Genomic DNA, 17,246 nt, shown 5'->3' on the forward strand with positions numbered 1-17,246 from the left:
GATTCCGTTTGTCGGCCGAACTCAATGGCAATAAAGGGTTAACAACACATCTACGGATGGCGAAGTCGCTCCAGGAGAGCCGCGCTTCACTGTTCCGCCATTCTTCGTTCACCTTCCATACGCCCAGATGTCAGAACGGATGGTCTTGTGCCGCCTAGCGTCCTGGACGTGGTCAAGCTCTCCGTCGTCGTGCCGTTCTACAACGTGCAGACATATGCCCTCGAAACCCTGAGAAGCCTTCGCGCGAACAGCCGCGACGACTTCGAGTTCCTTTTGGTCGACGACTGTTCGACCGACGGAACCCCCGAGATTCTCGAACAGGCCGCCCGCGATCTTCCGGGGGCGGTCCTGCTCAGACATGAACAGAACGGCGGACTGGCTACGGCACGCAATACCGGACTCGACGCCTCGCACGGCGAGTACGTGACGTTCCTGGACGGCGACGACTGGGTGGCGCCCGGCTACTTCGAGCGGCTCGTCGCCGCGATCGAGGGGCTCGGGGTCGACTTCATCCGTACCGACCATGTCCAGTTCACGGCGAGGGAGCGGACGATCCACCGGGTCCCGGTCGGCCGCCGCGACGAGGTGCTGAACCCGCGCGACGCGATCCTGCCCGTGAACCGTACGAACTCGGTCGACTACGCGTTCGCCTGGGCCGGCGCCTACCACCGGCGGCTGGTCGACCGTGGTCTGGTGCACTTCACGGACGGGCTGCGGACCGCCGAGGACCGGCCGTGGATCTGGCGGCTGCACCGCGAGGCGGAGTCCTTCGCCGCCGTCGGACTGCTCGGTGTCTTCTACCGGCGGGGGGTCGCCTCGTCGCTCACCCAGATCGGTGATGTGCGGCAGCTCGATTTCATCCGGGCCTTCGACGAGGTCGTCGAGGAGACGTCGAAGGACCGGGAGGCGGACCGCCTTCTGCCCAAGGCCGTCCGTACGTACTGCGCCATCATCGCCCACCATCTCGCGGCGAAGGACCGGTTCGAGCCGGCCGTGGCGAAGCAATTGCGTGCCATGAGCGCCGCCGCCCTGAAGCGGCTGCCCCAGGATCTTCTGAAAGAAGCACTCGACTCGATGGATCTGGACCGCTCGGCCCAGTTGCGCCGCCTGCGCCGGCGGATGGTCTCCTCCTCAGGAAAGGCGGCGGCCTGATGGACCGGTCCGACCGCAGGACGACGCAGATCTTCTGCGCCTCCACGCTCTACGGAGCCGCCACCCTCGCCGCCGCCGTCGACGCCGGTCTCTTCCGCCCGGCCGCCCGGCGGGTGCTGCTCGTCAGCAACAACGCGGGTACGCCCGAGCTGACACCCTCGGTGAACGAGATGCCGGGGTTCGAGCAGCTCCGTGACCGCTTCGACGATCTCGTGTCGTGGAACGAGACCATCGCGCCCTCGCATCCGGGGGTCTGGGAGCCGCGCCCCGAGGACGTCCCCATGTGGGAGCGGCATCTGCGGCTGGCCTGGCGTCTCGGCGACGACCGGGTGGAGCTGATCGTCGAGTCGATCCAGGTCAACCCCGCCCTCGCGATCGCGCAGATCCTCACCGACGCGACCCTTGAGGTGTACGCGGACGGGCTGATGAGCTACGGGCCCACCCGTAACAAGATCGATCCGCTCATCGGCGACCGCGTGCGCAGACTGCTCCACCTCGACCTCGTACCGGGCCTCAAGCCGCTGCTCCTGACGGAGTTCGGCGTGGAGCCCGAGCTGGTGCCGACGGACGCGTTCCTCCGGGTCCTGGACCAGCTCTCCGACGCCGTGACCGGGATCCGGACGCCGTCGGCCCCTCCGGCGCTGCTCCTCGGCCAGTACCTCTCCGCGCTCGGCATCATCAGCGAGCGCGAGGAGGAGGAGCTGCATATCCGGATGGTGCGCGGGGCGGTCGCCCTCGGGCACACCGAGGTGGTGTTCAAGCCGCATCCCACCGCGCCGGCGGTCTGGTCGCGGCGGCTGGAGCGGGAGGCGGAGAAGCTCGGCGCCGAGCTGACCATCCTGGACTCCCCGGTGCTCGCCGAGGTGCTGTACCGGCGGCTGAAGCCGGCACTGGTCGTCGGATGCTTCTCGACGGCGCTCTTCACGGCCTCCGCCTTCTACGGCATCCCGGTGGCGCGCACGGGCACGGATCTGCTGCTGGAGCGGCTCGCCCCGTACCAGAACAGCAACCGCGTACCGCTGACCATCGTGGACGCGCTGGTGCCGCCCCTGGAGGGCAAGGAGACGCACGAGCCCGAGACCCGGCTCGCGGATCTGGTCGCGACCGTCGGCTACGCGATGCAGCACCGGATGTATCCGGAGCTGCGGCCCACGGCCGAGCGCTATCTCTCGGAGCGGCTGGACGACCGGACCTGGCGGTACTTCAAGCGGCGCCGGCTCACCTCGCTCGGGCTGCCGGGCGGTATCCCGGAGCAGCTGAACCGTCTTCCGCGCAACGCGACCGCCCAGCGGATGGTGCGCCGGGCGCGGCGGCTGCGCCGGGCGGTGCTGCGCGTCAGCCCGCGCTGACGCGCAGCGGGGCGCGAGAAGAACGACGAGAACGACGAGGGCGGGCCACCGGGAAGGTGGCCCGCCCTCACTCGTTCGTCTTCCGCGCGGTCCCGGCGGACGGGAACCAGCGGACGGGAACCAGCGGACGGGAACTAGCGGACCGGGGTCCCCAGGATCGCCCGCAGGTCCGCCGCGTTCGCCTGGGTGATCTTCCACAGCTCCTGCTGCCGGCCGTGCACATCGGCGACGGACGCGGCGTGGTCGTCCAGCAGCCCCACCGCGCGCTCGGTCAGCACCGCGCCGAGGTTCTTGTCGTGGACGGAGACGCCCCACTCCGGGCGCTCGATGTCGGCCAGGAAGTACGCCATCTTCGGGTGCGAGATCAGGCTGATGATCGGCGTCCCGCAGCCGAACGGGATCATTCCCGCGTGTCCGCGCATGCCGATGACCAGCTTCGTACGGGCGTAGGTGTCGCGGATCTCGTCGTTCTCGAAGTCGTACATCGGGATGACCGGCATCGAGATACCGTGCTCGCGCCGCAGATCGAAGGCGATCTTCTCGTCGTCGAGCGAGTGCGCCACACACTTCACCTCGGCGTGCTCGCCCAGCGCGCGGACCGCCTTGGCCATCTCCGCGAGGAAGTGCGCGTAGTCGTGGCCGAAACGCAGCCCGGCCCGGTCGTAGGCGGCGTTGATCAGGACCGTGTCCTCGCGGAACGCGGGATCGGTCCAGCCGTCGACGAGCTGGCGGGTGACGGTGGTCGGGCAGGGCTGGAAGCGCACCTTGTCCTGGAGCTCGGCCGGCAGCAGCGCGCGGACCTTCTCGATCGAGCCGTGGTTGCGGAGCCCGAAGAAGGAGGCCTGCTCGACGAGCAGCCGCAGGCTGGCGTTGAAGCGCCCGGCCCGGTACGACTGGCCGTCGAAGGCGTTGAAGCCGACCGCGTACACCACGATGGGCACGTCGATCCGGCCGAGGTGCTCGTCCGGGACGTTCCACTGCCAGGCGCTGTTGCCGTTGGGCGCGGTGTCCGGGATGAACAGCCCGCCGCCGCCGATGACCAGCCCGCGCCGGGCGTTGACCCGCTCCAGCGCCGCCTCGTCGAAGTAGCGGTGGGCGTGGATCGAGTGCCAGCGGCGGGGCCCGGTGTCGGCGTCGAAGGTCAGCCGTACGGACTCCGGCAGCAGCTTGTCGCCCGCGTTGCCCTGCTGGGGCATGTAGAAGGCCACATGGGCGAGCTGGTCCTCGGGCGCGCCCTCGCGGGGGCCCGGTACGTCCTGCGTACGGAGCCGCATCAGCCGGTTGCCCCGGTGGGTGGGGTCGACGGAGAGCCCGTCCAGCGCGTAGCTGCGCGCCGTCTCGTCGTCGCCGTGGATCCAGGCGATCTGGGCCAGCCGGGAGTAGCCGGTCGCCGCCCGGTTGGGGGCGGAGGTGGCCAGCAGGAGCTGGGCCTCGGCCTCCTCGTAGCGGGACACGCTCATCAGCGCGTGTCCGTAGACCTCGTGCGGCCAGGCGGCGTCCACGGGGATGTGCACGGACCCGAGGATGTCCACCGCTTCCTGGAACTCGCCCGCGCCGATGTGCGCCAGCGCCACCCGGCGCGCGCTCTCCACATCGCCGGTACGGGCGACATGCGGGGTGCCGAAGTGCACGAGCAGATCGTGGTGGGTGGTCCCGGACGCCGCCATGTACGCGGCGTGGAACTCGGCGTCGGACAGCTCGTACTCGCGCCAGCGGCTCTCGGCCTTGCCGTAGCCGTGCTCGCCGCCCTGCCAGGGCTTGTGCCGCCCGGTGAAGTGCAGGATCGCCGTCTCGTCCGGTACGGCCAGATCGCCGGAGAGCCGCCGCTTGACGAAGTTGTAGCGGCTGTCGAGCTGGAGGAAGTCGCCGTCCAGGACCGCGTTGAGGATGCCCTGGTCGTGCTTGTCCAGTTCGTAGTCACCGCTGCGGCCCACGGCGTCGATCCGCGCGCAGAACTCGTCGCTCAGATACTCGCGCTGGATGACCAGGAGCCCGCTGTTGAGCTTGTGCTGGCCGTAGAAGAACTGCGGTACGGCCGCCAGCCCCTCGCGCAGCCTCAGCAGCTCGCCCAGATCGCCCAGCACCACCATGTCGGTGTCCAGGGTGATCACGGTGTCGTAGTCACGGATGCGGAACACGTCGAGGATGAAGTACGCCTTGCGCACCAGGTAGTTGTCCTGGTCGCCCTTGGCGTACGAGTCGTAGCGGGCCGCGTCGACGCGGCGCAGTTCGATACGCGGGTGCAGGGCGCGGATCTTGGCGATGGAGGAGGGCCGCAGATCGTCGTGGAGGACGATGAAGTCCTCGCACACCCCGGGGTTGGAGAGGGCGAGACTGCGCAGCAGCACCAGGAAGCCCGGCAGATAGTTCTCGTCGACGAAGCTCGCGAACGCGACGCGCCGCTTGCCCGTCAGCGCGTGCGCTGACGCGGTGGCGGCGGTGCGGCCGACGGCGGAGAAGGTGGTGGCGGTCATCGCAGGGAGATCCTCGCATCGGTCACGCTCTGGGCGCGTTCCATGACCCACGCCTTCTCGCTGGTGTACTCGTGGACGGAGGTGATGGGCATCTTCATCGCCTCCTTGAGGCGGTAGGCGCCGCTCTCGTAGAAGTCGAAGCCGATCAGATCGAGCTTCGGGCTGACGTCCAGGAAGTCCAGCAGCCAGAGCATGTTGAAACCGCTGGTCGGGATGGAGCTCCAGACGTCGGCGCCCAGCTTGCCGATGTTGCGCACCGGCCAGCGCAGGGACTCGTCGCCCAGATACTGCTGGGCCCCGGGCACCAGCCGGTTGCGCAGGGAGTACTTCCAGTCGCCCGAGATCCCGCCGAATATCAGCCGCGTGGTGACCTTCTGGTCCCAGTTGAAGCCGTGCTTGTGGATGGAGACATGGATGTCGGTGCGCTTGCCGGTGGCCGGGGCGTCGATCTTGTACGAGTTGAAGCGGACGACGAGGTCGTACGCGTCTATCTCACGGCCCAGCGATCCGTTCCCGACCCGCTGGGAGTTGGCGATCAGACAGATGGACTTGCCGGCTATCTGATTGCGGAACTCACCGAGGGTGAGCCACTCGACATCGCCGAAGGTGGGGTCCGCGACCGGGCCGCGCTGCCGGTTCCTGCGCTGCTCGGCGTAGAGGCCGACGAGCTCCCGCAGCTCGGAGGCGTCGCCCCCGTTCACACCGATCCGCAGGTCGAGGTAGTGCGCGATGGCGTCCTGGAGGTCCGGCAGCGGATAGGCCGCGTCCCTGGACATGGTGAGAAGCGCGCCGACCAGCCGGGGCTCGGCCTGGGCCCAGTCGCCGAGGTCGTGCAGGGCGAGACCCTCGGCCCAGACGTCGGTGGCGGGTCCGCCGTGGAGCGCGGCTCTGGGGGACTCGCTCTCCAGCAGCCGCAGCAGCTCCTCCTGGCGCTGCCGGCCGATGCGCATACCGGCGTTCTTGGACACGACACCGAATCCGTCGTCGTCGGTGAGCGCGAGGTAGCGGTCGTACGCCTCGATGGTCCCCGCCTCGTCGCCCAGGGCCTCCAGCGTTCTGGCCCGCAGCCGCCAGCCGGCCCGCGATCCCTTGCGGGCGGTGAGCACGGTGTCGCTGATGACCGCGGCGAGCTTCAGCTCGTCGTCGTAACGGCACTCCAGGGCCTTGTTCCCGACGGCCAGCAGGGCGTCGAGCAGCTCACTGCTGAGGGTGCCGCCGCTGCCGGTGGCGGCCTTGGCACCGCGCCGGAGCAGTGCGGTGGCGCCGCCTCCGGACGGGGCAGAGGCGCGGGACGCGGAGGACTGCGTCAGGGCGTAGGTGGCGAGCAGACCGCGCAGCTTCTCCGCGAGCTCGATGCGCTTGCGGTCCAGGCTCGCGACAAGTTTGCCGCTGTGAACCGCACAGGCCTGGATGCAGTCCTCCAGCTCGACCGGGTTGATCCGGGCCTGTGGTGCTCCGCTGTCGGGCGTAACGGCCGGACTCCCCCCGTTACGCGGCCTCGGCCATCGGTTACGGCCCATTGTCATGCTTCTCCAAGCGTTTGCCGCCCCGCTGACGAATGGCGGGTCGGCAACAAGCTAGGAAACGGACACGACTCAAAGGTGAACTCAATACATCCGTCCGGGAAACGTCGCTCCTCGGCCGGCCGGGGAGCGTGGCGCTCGATGTGTCATCCGTCACTGTGCGCTCGGGACGGCCACGTGACGTGCGGCTTTCCCGTCAGGCGCTGCTCGTCGGTCGCTTTCCCGTCAGGCGCTGCTCAGGGAGAGCTTGACGGCGAAACCGAGGAACAGCGCTCCCGCCGCCGAGGTCACCCCCGCCGAGAGGCGCTTGCGGCGGCGGAAGGCGGCGGCCAGGCGGGTGCCGCCGAAGATGAGGGCCGAGAGATAGAGGGCGCTGGCCAGATTGGCGAGAAGCCCGAGCAGGACGAACGACAGCGCGGGGTGCGCGTACGCCGGGTCGACGAACTGCACGAAGAAGGAGATGAAGAACAGGATCGCCTTCGGATTGAACAGGCTGATCACCAGGGCCCTGCGGTAGGGCCGCTCCACCGTGGCCTGCGCGGCGGCGGGCGTGGTCGCGGGCGTGGTCGCGGGCGCGGTGGCCGGCGCGGTGGCGGGCGCCTCGGACGCGGCGGCCTCCTCGCGCTCGTGCCGGGTGCGCCAGAGCGCCCACGCGGCGCGCATCATGCCGACCGCAAGCCAGGTGAGATATCCGGCGCCCGCGTATTTGACGATCCCGAAGAGCAGTTCATTGCCCTGGAGGAGGGAGGCGACACCCGCGGCGGAGAGCACCATCAGGACGGTGTCGCCGCACCAGACACCGGCGGCGGCGCTGTAGCCCGCGCGTATCCCGCGGCGGGCCGCGACCGAGAGCACATAGAGCGAGTTGGGCCCCGGCAGCAGAACGATCAGGACGAGGCCGACCAGATATGTCGGCAGATCAGTGACACCCAGCATGGAGCGGAGTGTCGCACACGCGCGCGAATGGACGCATATGAGTTCAGCAGGCGTGCACGCACCCGCTCCCCAGGTCCCGGACCCGGACCCCGATAGGTCCCGGACCCCGCTCCCCAGGTCCCGGAACCCCGGACTCGGACCGCCCGGCCCCGGACCGGTCTCAGGACGCGTCCGTCGGTACGTACGTCCCCCACACCTCACGCAGCGCGTCGCAGACCTCCCCCACCGTCGCCCGCGCCCGCAGCGCCGTCTTCATCGGCGGGAGCACATTGTCCGTGCCCTCCGCCGCCTTCCGCAGCGCGGTGAGCGCCCCCTCCACCGCGCCCCGGTCGCGCTCCGCCCGCAGCCGGGCCAGCCGGGCCGCCTGCCGGGCCTCGATCGCGGGATCGACCCGCAGCGGCTCGTACGGTTCCTCCTCGGCCCCGTCGAGGGGATAGCGGTTGACGCCGACGACCACGCGTTCGCCGCTCTCGGTCTCCCGGGCCACGGCGTACGCGCTGCGCTCGATCTCGCCCTTCTGGAAGCCCCGTTCGATCGCCTCGACCGCGCCGCCGAGATCCTCGACCCGGGTCATCAGCGCGACCGCCGCCGCCTCCAGCTCGTCCGTCATCCGCTCGACGGCGTACGAACCGGCGAACGGGTCGACCGTGGCGGTCACATCGGTCTCGTACGCGAGAACCTGCTGCGTACGGAGGGCGAGCCGGGCCGCCTTGTCCGTCGGCAGGGCGATGGCCTCGTCGTAGGAGTTGGTGTGCAGCGACTGCGTACCGCCGAGGACCGCCGCGAGCCCCTGCACCGCCACCCGTACGAGATTGACCTCGGGCTGCTGCGCGGTGAGCTGCACGCCCGCCGTCTGCGTATGGAAGCGCAGCATCCACGACCTGGGGTCGCGGGCCCCGAACTGGTCCCGCATGATCCCGGCCCAGATCCGGCGCGCGGCACGGAACTTGGCGATCTCTTCGAGGATCGTCGTACGCGAGACGAAGAAGAAGGACAGCCGGGGCGCGAAGTCGTCGACGTCCATCCCGGCGGCGATGGCGGTCCTCACGTACGCGATGCCGTCGGCCAGGGTGAACGCGATCTCCTGCGCGGGCGTGGCCCCCGCCTCCGCCATGTGGTAGCCGGAGATCGAGATGGTGTTCCACCGGGGCAGTTCGGCGCGGCAGTAGCGGAAGATGTCCGCGGTCAGCCGCAGCGAGGGCCTGGGCGGGAAGATGTACGTGCCGCGCGCGATGTACTCCTTCAGCACGTCGTTCTGGACGGTGCCGGTCAGCGCGGTGGCGGGCACCCCCTGCTCCTCGGCCACCAGTTGGTAGAGCAGCAGCAGGAGGGCGGCGGGCGCGTTGATCGTCATCGAGGTGGAGACCTGGCCGAGCGGGATCCCGTCGAACAGCACCCGCATGTCGTCGGCCGAGTCGATCGCGACCCCGACCTTGCCGACCTCGCCGCTCGCGATCGGGGCGTCGCTGTCGTACCCCATCTGGGTCGGCAGATCGAAGGCGACGGACAGACCGGTCGTACCGTGGGCGATCAACCGCCGGTAGCGGGCGTTGGATTCGGCGGCCGTGCCGAAGCCCGCGTACTGGCGCATCGTCCACGGCCGGCCCCTGTACATCGACGGATGGATCCCGCGGGTGAAGGGGTACGAGCCGGGCTCGCCGAGCTTCTCCGCGGGGTCCCAGCCGGCCAGGGCGCCGGGGCCGTAGACCGGCTCGACGGGCAGCCCGCTCTCGGTCGTCCGACCACCGCCCCCGCCGCCGGGGGCACTGCTCCCACCGCCGTTCCCGGCGCCAGGGGCCCCGCTCCCGTCGCTCCTGGCACCGCCGGGCCCGCTCGCCATCCGTTCCGCCTCCCGCTGGTCCACCCGTCACCGCCGATCACGGTCACGCGCACCGCCACCGGCTCCCTGACGGACTGTAGTGGCGGACGCACGCCGGGCGACGGGCCACACGCGGGAGGCCGGCGCGGAGGATGGTCCTTGGCATGGCACGCCAGGAGCCGTCCCCTCGCACGGCGGCAAGGGGACGGCCCGGACCGTCGGAAGACCGTCAGTTCGCCTTGAAAGTGGAAATGACGGTCGCGCACTGACCGGCGACGTCCTCGTACCAGGCGGTCCAGGTATTTGTCGAGTAGCTGTTCAAGCTGCACCAGACCGTGCCGCTTGTCGTCATGACCTGAACGGCCTTTGCCCAACCGAACTCATAGGCATTGAGGAAGAATGCGGCGCGACCGCCGTGGGGCATTTCCTTCCAACCCCCCGAACCCGGCCATGCGTGCCAGATCGTTCCGGAGGGGGCGATCCCGAAGCACTCCTGCGTACCGCTCGCGAAGAGGTAAACCCCGGCCGGGCTGTTGCTGTTGGCGGCGAAGGTCCCTTGGTACGTGTAGCAGGAGAATGCCGCCGCTATGCTCTCCTGCGGGCTTACGAGGGTGCCGTGCACCATCTGTCTACTGTCGCCCGAAGGCACATCAGGGCCCTGGGCCGAGGCCGGAGCGGCGAGTGCGACGAGTGCGGCCAGCGCCGTCACCGTTGCGAAGGGCAGACGAAACTTCACAGTTACTCCCTTGAGATCCAGTCAGCGGACGGGCGGAACGCGCTGAGAGTCCGCCGCCGTGACGACCACGAACCCTCCACCCGAACAGGGCGGACAAAAAGACGTCACCCTGTCAGACATTTGCGACATCGAGGAAACAGCGCACAGGACTCCCGGCGAGGAGGTAACACCATGCGTCACTTCCGTCACTCAAGGTGAAATTATGGGCGGATCGCGGTTGTAGATCAATCGCGCACCGAATGAACAGATTCTGATGGAACGTCAATTTTCGAATGAACAATTGAGTTGAAAGGTGTCAACCGGCGAGACGCCGATCACCCACACGGCCTCGGCCGCTCCGGCCTGGTCGATGGCCGGATCGACGCCCGCCCGCTTGCGGCAACCCTTCCCCGCCGACAACTGTCTGAGGGGACAGTGAAGGAACGCACGCCATGGGACTCGGAGTACGGGGAGGGACACGGGGATGGCGATGTTCAGGACATCGGCCCTGCGCACGGGGTTCGTCGCGACCGCCGTGCTGGCTGTGAGCGTCGGCTGTACGGTGCAGCCCGGCGGCAGCGGGCCGCTGACGGACGCCAGGCCGGGCGGCACGCCGGCGGGGGCGCGTGTCACACCGGGGAACGGGTCGGCCGAGCCGTCGCGGACGGAGTCCGGGGAACCGTCGGCGCGCCCGGCGGCCGACCGTACGACTCCCCCGCCTCCCCCGCCCGCCCCGAGCGAGAGCGCGCCGGAGACCGCGCCGGACCCGGCCCCCGAGCCGGAGCCCGAGCCGCTGATGGCGAGCGGCGACGAGAGCGAGCAGGTACGGGAACTCCAGGCCCGACTGCGCCAGATAGGCCATTTCGACCGCGCTCCCACCGGCTACTACGGCTCGGTCACGGCCGCCGCCGTCTCCTCCTTCCAGACCAAGCGCGGTCTGGACCCCACCGGCGAGACGGACGCCGTCACCTGGGAGAGGCTGCTCGCGATGACGGACAGGCCGACCCGCGACGAACTGCGCCCGCCCACCACCAAGCCGGTCGCCAAGCCCGATCCGCGGTGTCTGAAGGGGCGGGTGATGTGCATCAGCAAGAACAGCCGCACGCTCTCCTGGATGGTCGACGGCACGGTGAAGTCCTCGATGGACGTCCGCTTCGGCTCGCAGTACACCCCGACCCGCGAGGGCACCTTCGCGGTGGGCTGGAAGTCCCGGCACCATGTCTCGACGCTCTACGACACACCCATGCCGTACGCGATGTTCTTCAGCGGCGGCCAAGCGGTCCACTACTCGGCGGACTTCGCCGCCCGTGGCTACGAGGGCGCCTCGCACGGCTGTGTGAACGTCCGGGACGAGACGAAGATCGCCGCGCTCTTCGACGAGGTCCGCACGGGCGACAAGGTCGTCATCTACTGGTAGATCCGCCGGTGTGGGACAACCGTGTCCGACGCGGATGTCCGTATCGGAACGGCCGGAGCGGGAGTGGCGCGGGCGGGACCGGGGGAACGTGACCCGCCCGCGCCGAGTGCGCTGAGCCGAAGGTACGGGGGGAACCCCGGCTCGATGCGCGGCCGATGACCAGTCGGCTCACTCTTAACTGCGTCGCGGCGCGAAAAAACGTCACACTTGTCGGTCGACGAGGGGAAAGCGGCAGGTCAGAGGATTTCGAGCACGGACTCGACCGGGCTTGCGCCTGGGGCCGGTTCGGGGTCCGGGGCCGGGTGCGGCGTGGTGGACGGTACGGGTGTCAGGAGGGGCGTGGGGGACGGCGTCCAGAGGACGGGGCCGTCCGGCGATCCGTCGCCCGTTCCTCCGCCGCCGCCTGCGCCGCCGTTCCCGCCGCCGCTGTTCCCGCCGTTGGCGTTACCGCCGTTGCTGTTCCCGCCGTTGCCATGGCCGCCGTGCCCGTTGCCGCTACCGTTCTCGGAGCCGTGCCCGTCGCCGATGCCATCGCCGACGCCGTTGCGGACCGACCCGTCGCCCCTGCCGTCATGGTCACCGCCGGCGCCGGTCGAACCCTTGCCGCCCTTGCCGCCCGTGGCGCTCCTGCCGTCCAGCAGCCGGTCGCAGAAGCGCTTCGCTCCCCCGGGGCCGTCGGCCGCCGACTCCAGGGCCCGCTTGCGCTCCTCGTCGATCGTGCCGCCGCGAAGGGCACGGCAGGCGTCGAGCGTCTCGCGGTAGAGCGTGCCCGCGCGGTATCCCTGCGCGGACGCCGACAAGCCGCTCCCTGCGAGGGCGCCGCCGTCCTCGTCCCGCCCGGAGTCGCCGTCCCGCGCGTGCGCGCCGTCCGAGCCCTCCTCGGACGAGGGATGCGGCGTGAGCGCTTCCTCACGGTCCGGTCCGGGAGTCTCCGAGGGACCGGCGGTGTCCCGGCCGCCGTCGGACGACCCGGAGACGCGCGGTCCCGGAGAGGTCACCGACGAGACGGAGTTGGCGGGTACGGGATCGTGCTCGCCGGCGAAGAGCGGGGGCATGACCCCGGCGCTCGCGGCGACGGCGATACCGCCGAGCGCGCAGCCGGCCACCGCCACGGCGAGTCCCCTCCGCACGGGGCGGCCGAGGCGCGGTGCGCCGATGTCACCGGGCGCGGGAGCGAGCCGTACCGCACCGAGCAGACTCTCGCCGACGCCGACGCCGACGCCGACGCCGACGCCGACGCCGACGCCGACGCCAAGACCGGAGTCGAGACCGAGGCCGAGACCGGCACCGGCGCCCATCGCTGTCGCGTCTGTCGCGCCTGTCGCGCTCTCGCCCGCCGTGCCCGCACGGCGGAAAGCGGCCAGGGCGGCGGCCTCGCCGGGGAGTTCGGCATCGTTTGCGTACGTGATGGCGGCAATGTCCCGCAAGGCCTCGGCAAGCCGTTCCGTTCTGGCCAGGACGTCGTCGTCCAGGGCCTCCACGGGCTCACCTCGCAGCAATCTCTCCGCCACGTCCTTGTCGAGCCACGCGTCACGCTCGTCGGCCATCACATGTCCTTCTGCGTCCGCAGGCGCGAATGCGTCACACCCGCGGACGCCGCGACCTCCGGTCGAGCGGTGCGCTGCTGCGGTACGACACCGAGTCCGCCGCCGTGACCTGCGGAGGCACGGTGCGCGGTGCGACGGCCGCCGCTGTCCGGTGCGTCACCGGATCCGGTGGCCGCCGATCCGGACGTACGGGCCGCCGTATCGGCCGACGTGCCGGCGGACGCACCGCCCGCTCCGCCCGCACCGGCGCCGGGCGGCCCGTCCCCGAAGTAAGCGTTTTCCCGAGAGCCGTCGGTGCCACCGGCGTCATCGGGATAACCGGGACGCTCCTCGTCGGAGTCGAGCAGTTCGGCCAGCCGCTTGAGCCCGCGGTGCGCGGCCGTCCGTACCGCGCCGGGCCGCTTGCCCAGCGTGCGCGCCGCGCTCTTCGCGTCGAGTCCGACCACCACCCGCAGCACGACGGCCTCGGCCTGGTCCTGCGGCAGCCGCGCTATCAACGCCATCGTCCGGCCGGTGGCGAGCGCCTCCATGGCCTCGTCCTCCGTGTCGGACTCGGCGGGCTGGCCGGTCAGCTCGGTCTCGTCGGCGCCGATGGCCGGGCGCCTGCCGCGCATCCGGATGTGGTCGAGCGCGCGGTTACGGGCGATACGGGCGGCCCAGCCGCGGAAGCGGTCGGCGTCCCCGGTGAACCGGGCGAGGTCGCGGGCGATCTGGAGCCATGCCTCGGAGGCCACGTCCTCGGCGTCCGGTTCACCGACGAGTGTCCGTAGATAGCCCAACAGCCGCGGGTGCACCGCGCGGTACACAGTACGGAAGGCGTCCTCGTCCCCGTCCTGTGCCGCGAGCACCGCGGCCGTCAGCTCCGCGTCGTCCCCCAGCACTCCCACAACCTGTCCTGAAATCGCGGCTGGTCACTGCCGCGCCGCCCCACGCGTTCCTGAACGCTACGGCCTTCCCGCCTTCTCGTCCATGACTTGTACAACCTGCAACAACTTGCTGACGTTATGCGGTGTGACAGAAAACGCATCCATGGCGCTGAGATGAGTACGGGGCCGCACCGCGGCTCCGGTGGACGGCGACCGGGGCCTCTCCTGTGGGGGGTGGCGGCCCCGGTCGTCCTCCTGACTGCCGCCGCTCCGACCAGGCAATATGCGGGTCGCGGCGCCTCCACACGACCAACGCGTGACCAACGCGGCCGACGATCACCCGATCCTCCCGAGGCCAACGCGCCGCGCCAGCGCGGCAAAAACACGCGTTCTGTGTCCGGAGGTCAACCACGTCGGCGGCCCGGACGTAGCCACATTTTCCAGTCGGCGTGTAGCCCCTCGGACCGTACGGGCAGGCGTAGTTCGGGACCGTCACCGAGGCGGCGCAGGACTGCCTCGGTGTGCACGAGCCGTCCCGGGACCACGAGGGAAAACGGCTCTCAGGAGCACAGCGGTTCTCCGAGCGGCCTATGGGCAATCCCGCTGAGACGCATTTCGTCGAAGTACACTTAGACGAAAAGCGTCGCAGTCGACATGTAGGAGGCCCGGTGAAGACGAAGCTGCTTGCCAAGCCGGATGACGTGGTCGATCGGGACCGGGAGTGGGGTCTGCTCTCAGAGTTCCTCTCCGATCCGGATCCCGCGATGCGGCTCGGCATCGTGTCCGGGCGGCGTCGGCACGGGAAGTCGTACCTGTTGCAGGCCCTGTCCGAGCAGGTCGGCGGCTTGTATGTCACGGCGGTCCGGGAGGAGGGGCGGCTGCCCGCAATCCAGCGGTTCAGCGATGCGGTCGCCGCCCACGCGGGCCTGCGGCCCGGCAGTCTGCGCCTGACCGATTGGCGGGATGTACTGTCCAACGCCCTGGACGTGAGCGCCCGTTCACCTCACCCGCTCCTGGTGATCGACGAGTTGCCCTATCTGCTCCAGCACTCGCCCGAGATCCCGGGCCTGCTCCAGCAGCTTTACGACGAGCGCCAGCGCGGTTCCCGCCCCAGCGCCGGACCGGGCCCACGGTTGATCCTGTGCGGTTCCGCGATGAGTGTCATGCACGAACTGCTCTCGGGGACGAAGCCGCTGCGCGGCCGGGCCGTGGTCGATCTACGGCTGGGGCCCTTCGACTACCGGGGCAGCCGCACCTTCTGGCAGATCAGCGACCCGCTGACCGCACTGAAAGTGCACGCCGTCCTCGGCGGCGCACCCGGCTACCGGCCGGTGGCCGCCCGCCCGCACCCCGACGACGGCTTCGATACCTGGCTCGCCCACACCCTGCTCGACCCCGGCCGGGCGGTGTACTCACGGACCGAGACCGAGTACCTGCTACGCGAGGACCCGAGGATCACCCAGCACACGCTGTACTACGACATCCTCACCGCCATCGCCCAGGGCGCCACCACCCCCAGCAAGATCGGCGCGGCCCTTGAGCGTCCGCGCAACGCCGTCGCCCACCCGCTCGGCGTGCTGGAGTCGACCGGCTACATCCGGCGCGAGCAGGACATCCTGCGCACCCGGCACCCGGTCATCACGCTTGCCGACCCGGTCATCCGCTTCAACCAGTTGATCACCCTCCCGCAGGCCGCCGCGGTCGAGCAGGGATTCGCAGAAGAGGTCTGGCGGCAAGCCGCCCCGACCTTCAACTCCAAGATCCTCGGCCCGCACTTCGAGGATCTGGCCCGCGACTTCACCCGCCGCTACGCCCACACCCTGCTGCCCGCAGGTCTGCCCGGACCACTCGGCACCACCGAGGTCGCCGACCAAGCCGCCCGGACAAAACACGAGGTCGACGTCATCGCCCTGGCCGCCGGCGAGCGCCCGCAGGCACCCCGCGCGAAGATCGCGCTCCTTGGAGAGGCCAAAGCCACCGCCGCCCGCCGGGGCACCGGAGACCTGGAACGCCTGGAACACATCCGCGAACTGCTCACCGACCAGGGCTACGACACCACCGGCACCATCCTGGCCCTGTACTCGCTGCACGGCTTCTACCCCGACCTGATCGAGCTGGCCGCCCGCCGACACGACGTCCTCCTGGTCGACTTGCCCACTCTCTATTCGGTATAGGCGAACAAGGCGAAGGGCTCGCCTTCACAGGCGAGCCCTGCCTCAAGCTTTCAGTTCCCGGAACAGCGGCCAACGGCATCCGGTGCGGCATCCACGCGCGGCCGGTCGTACGGCGGTTCAGTGCTCCGGGGGCGCCCACGCGCTGCTCCCCGTGCCCTCGTGCGAGTCCCGGAATACCGGCCCCGGCGCCCCGTGCGTCAGCGCACCCCGTGTCAGCGCACCCCGTGCGTCAGCCTTGCGCCCTGGCTCGTCGTGAGACGACCGCGCGCAGGACGCGCTGTCCCTCGGTCGACAGATCCATGGCCTGGCGCACACCGGCGGGCCCGTCCGTCTCGGCCAGGATCTCCAGGATCCTGATCTGGCGCCGGAGTTCACCGGCGACCAGCGGGCCGACACCGTCCGTGCCCTCGGCGCCGTCCACCGCGTCGGACACGGCGGCCGTGTCCTCGCGGGCCCGTGCCAGCCGCTCGGCGGCGGCGGCGCCCCCGCTCTCGCCCACCGAGTCGAGTCTCTGATGGATCTCCAGCGCGGCGACGGAGCAGATCTCCGCCCAGTCACGCAGCGGCCCGGCCGCCCACTCCGAGGGCGCGGAGGCGAGCATGGTCCGTACGAGCACGACGCTCTCGTCCGGCGAAGCACCGTCCGGTACCGGCACCGGCACCGCTCCCGGCCCGGCGCCCGCGACGGCGGTGACGCCCGCGACGGAGGCGGTGGCGGCGGTCGTGGCGTCCAGGGCCTGCCGGGACGCGGCCAGCCGCTCCGGCCAGTCCCGCTCACGGACCGCCACACCCGCCCACAGCGGTCGCAGCACATCGGCGTCGTCCGCGAGCAGCGGCAGACATCGGTCGAGGCAGGCGAGCCCGCTCGCGGCCAGGCCGCGGGCATCCGCCTGTGCGATCAGCTTCACCAGGCTCATTCAAGTCTCCCGTCGCGGAAGCGGTACCGGCCGTACTGACCACTCTGCGCCGGGCGGCTGGAATACGTCACTCGATCACCGCGCGTAGACGACCCGCGACCCCTTCCGGGCCGCGTACGGACCCATCCATCAGGTCCGGAACACCACGAAGATCCGATACGCCCGGAATTCCGGACCCGTCGAGCGGCCGGAAGAAGAGACATCGGCGAATGATTCCGGCCGCCGCCCGCCCGGCACTTCACCGGGGCGCCGCCGCACCCGCCGACCGGGCGACCGCTTCTGATGGATCGTCAGCCCAGACCGTCAGCCCAGACCGTCAGCCCGGGTCGTCAGCCCGGACCGTACGTCCATGTCCGAC

The 17,246-nt window shown here is 70.3% G+C and carries 12 protein-coding genes; 4 read left to right on the forward strand and 8 right to left on the reverse strand.

The genetic code is table 11. From position 1 onward, the window contains the following. The first annotated feature begins 168 nt into the window (after window positions 1–168). Together OG214_RS15075 and OG214_RS15080 are read left to right on the forward strand one after the other, a co-directional pair. The gene (locus tag OG214_RS15075; RefSeq protein ID WP_363079786.1) at window positions 169–1,152 is read left to right on the forward strand and encodes a glycosyltransferase family 2 protein; all 984 of its coding nucleotides are present in this window, start codon (window positions 169–171) and stop codon (window positions 1,150–1,152) included. Continuing rightward, on the forward strand, window positions 1,152–2,501 hold the full coding sequence (locus tag OG214_RS15080) for a polysialyltransferase family glycosyltransferase (RefSeq protein ID WP_405985031.1): 1,350 nt from the start codon (window positions 1,152–1,154) through the stop codon (window positions 2,499–2,501). The genes OG214_RS15075 and OG214_RS15080 overlap by 1 nt, the downstream gene beginning before the upstream one ends. 134 nt (window positions 2,502–2,635) lie before the next feature. Here OG214_RS15080 and OG214_RS15085 read toward each other — a convergent pair whose 3' ends face one another. The 5 genes from OG214_RS15085 to OG214_RS15105 form a co-directional block, all read right to left on the reverse strand. Next, complete coding sequence (locus OG214_RS15085) at window positions 2,636–4,975, reverse strand: glycosyltransferase (protein WP_383031838.1); 2,340 nt, start codon at window positions 4,973–4,975, stop codon at window positions 2,636–2,638. After that, window positions 4,972–6,501: a hypothetical protein gene (locus tag OG214_RS15090; RefSeq protein ID WP_405985032.1), complete on the reverse strand. Its 1,530-nt coding sequence runs from the start codon at window positions 6,499–6,501 to the stop codon at window positions 4,972–4,974. Before OG214_RS15090 ends, OG214_RS15085 begins: the two co-directional genes overlap by 4 nt. A gap of 222 nt (window positions 6,502–6,723) precedes the next feature. After that, entirely contained in the window at window positions 6,724–7,434 is a 711-nt protein-coding gene (gene leuE / locus OG214_RS15095; protein WP_405985033.1) for a leucine efflux protein LeuE, read from the reverse strand. 160 nt (window positions 7,435–7,594) lie between these two features. After that, window positions 7,595–9,274, reverse strand: a complete 1,680-nt coding sequence (locus OG214_RS15100; RefSeq protein ID WP_405985034.1) for a methylmalonyl-CoA mutase — start codon at window positions 9,272–9,274, stop codon at window positions 7,595–7,597. A gap of 208 nt (window positions 9,275–9,482) precedes the next feature. After that, the gene (locus OG214_RS15105; protein WP_363079761.1) at window positions 9,483–9,989 is read right to left on the reverse strand and encodes a hypothetical protein; all 507 of its coding nucleotides are present in this window, start codon (window positions 9,987–9,989) and stop codon (window positions 9,483–9,485) included. 463 nt (window positions 9,990–10,452) lie between these two features. On the opposite strand from OG214_RS15105, the gene OG214_RS15110 reads away from it, so the two are divergent. Next, on the forward strand, window positions 10,453–11,385 hold the full coding sequence (locus OG214_RS15110) for a peptidoglycan-binding protein (RefSeq protein WP_405985035.1): 933 nt from the start codon (window positions 10,453–10,455) through the stop codon (window positions 11,383–11,385). A gap of 236 nt (window positions 11,386–11,621) precedes the next feature. Here the strand turns inward: OG214_RS15110 and OG214_RS15115 are convergent, their stop codons facing one another. Beyond that, window positions 11,622–12,932: a hypothetical protein gene (locus tag OG214_RS15115; protein WP_405985036.1), complete on the reverse strand. Its 1,311-nt coding sequence runs from the start codon at window positions 12,930–12,932 to the stop codon at window positions 11,622–11,624. Beyond that, window positions 12,932–13,813: an RNA polymerase sigma factor gene (locus OG214_RS15120; protein WP_363079785.1), complete on the reverse strand. Its 882-nt coding sequence runs from the start codon at window positions 13,811–13,813 to the stop codon at window positions 12,932–12,934. Before OG214_RS15120 ends, OG214_RS15115 begins: the two co-directional genes overlap by 1 nt. 653 nt (window positions 13,814–14,466) lie before the next feature. Between OG214_RS15120 and OG214_RS15125 the strand changes: the two genes are divergently transcribed. After that, window positions 14,467–15,972, forward strand: a complete 1,506-nt coding sequence (locus OG214_RS15125) for an ATP-binding protein (protein WP_405985037.1) — start codon at window positions 14,467–14,469, stop codon at window positions 15,970–15,972. Between the two features lie 229 nt (window positions 15,973–16,201). Here the strand turns inward: OG214_RS15125 and OG214_RS15130 are convergent, their stop codons facing one another. Continuing rightward, window positions 16,202–16,888, reverse strand: coding sequence for a hypothetical protein (locus tag OG214_RS15130; protein WP_405985038.1), 687 nt, complete (start codon window positions 16,886–16,888; stop codon window positions 16,202–16,204). Window positions 16,889–17,246 lie beyond the last annotated feature (358 nt).

The sequence above is a fragment of the Streptomyces sp. NBC_00872 genome (assembly GCF_045161915.1).
Taxonomy (GTDB): Bacteria; Actinomycetota; Actinomycetes; order Streptomycetales; family Streptomycetaceae; genus Streptomyces.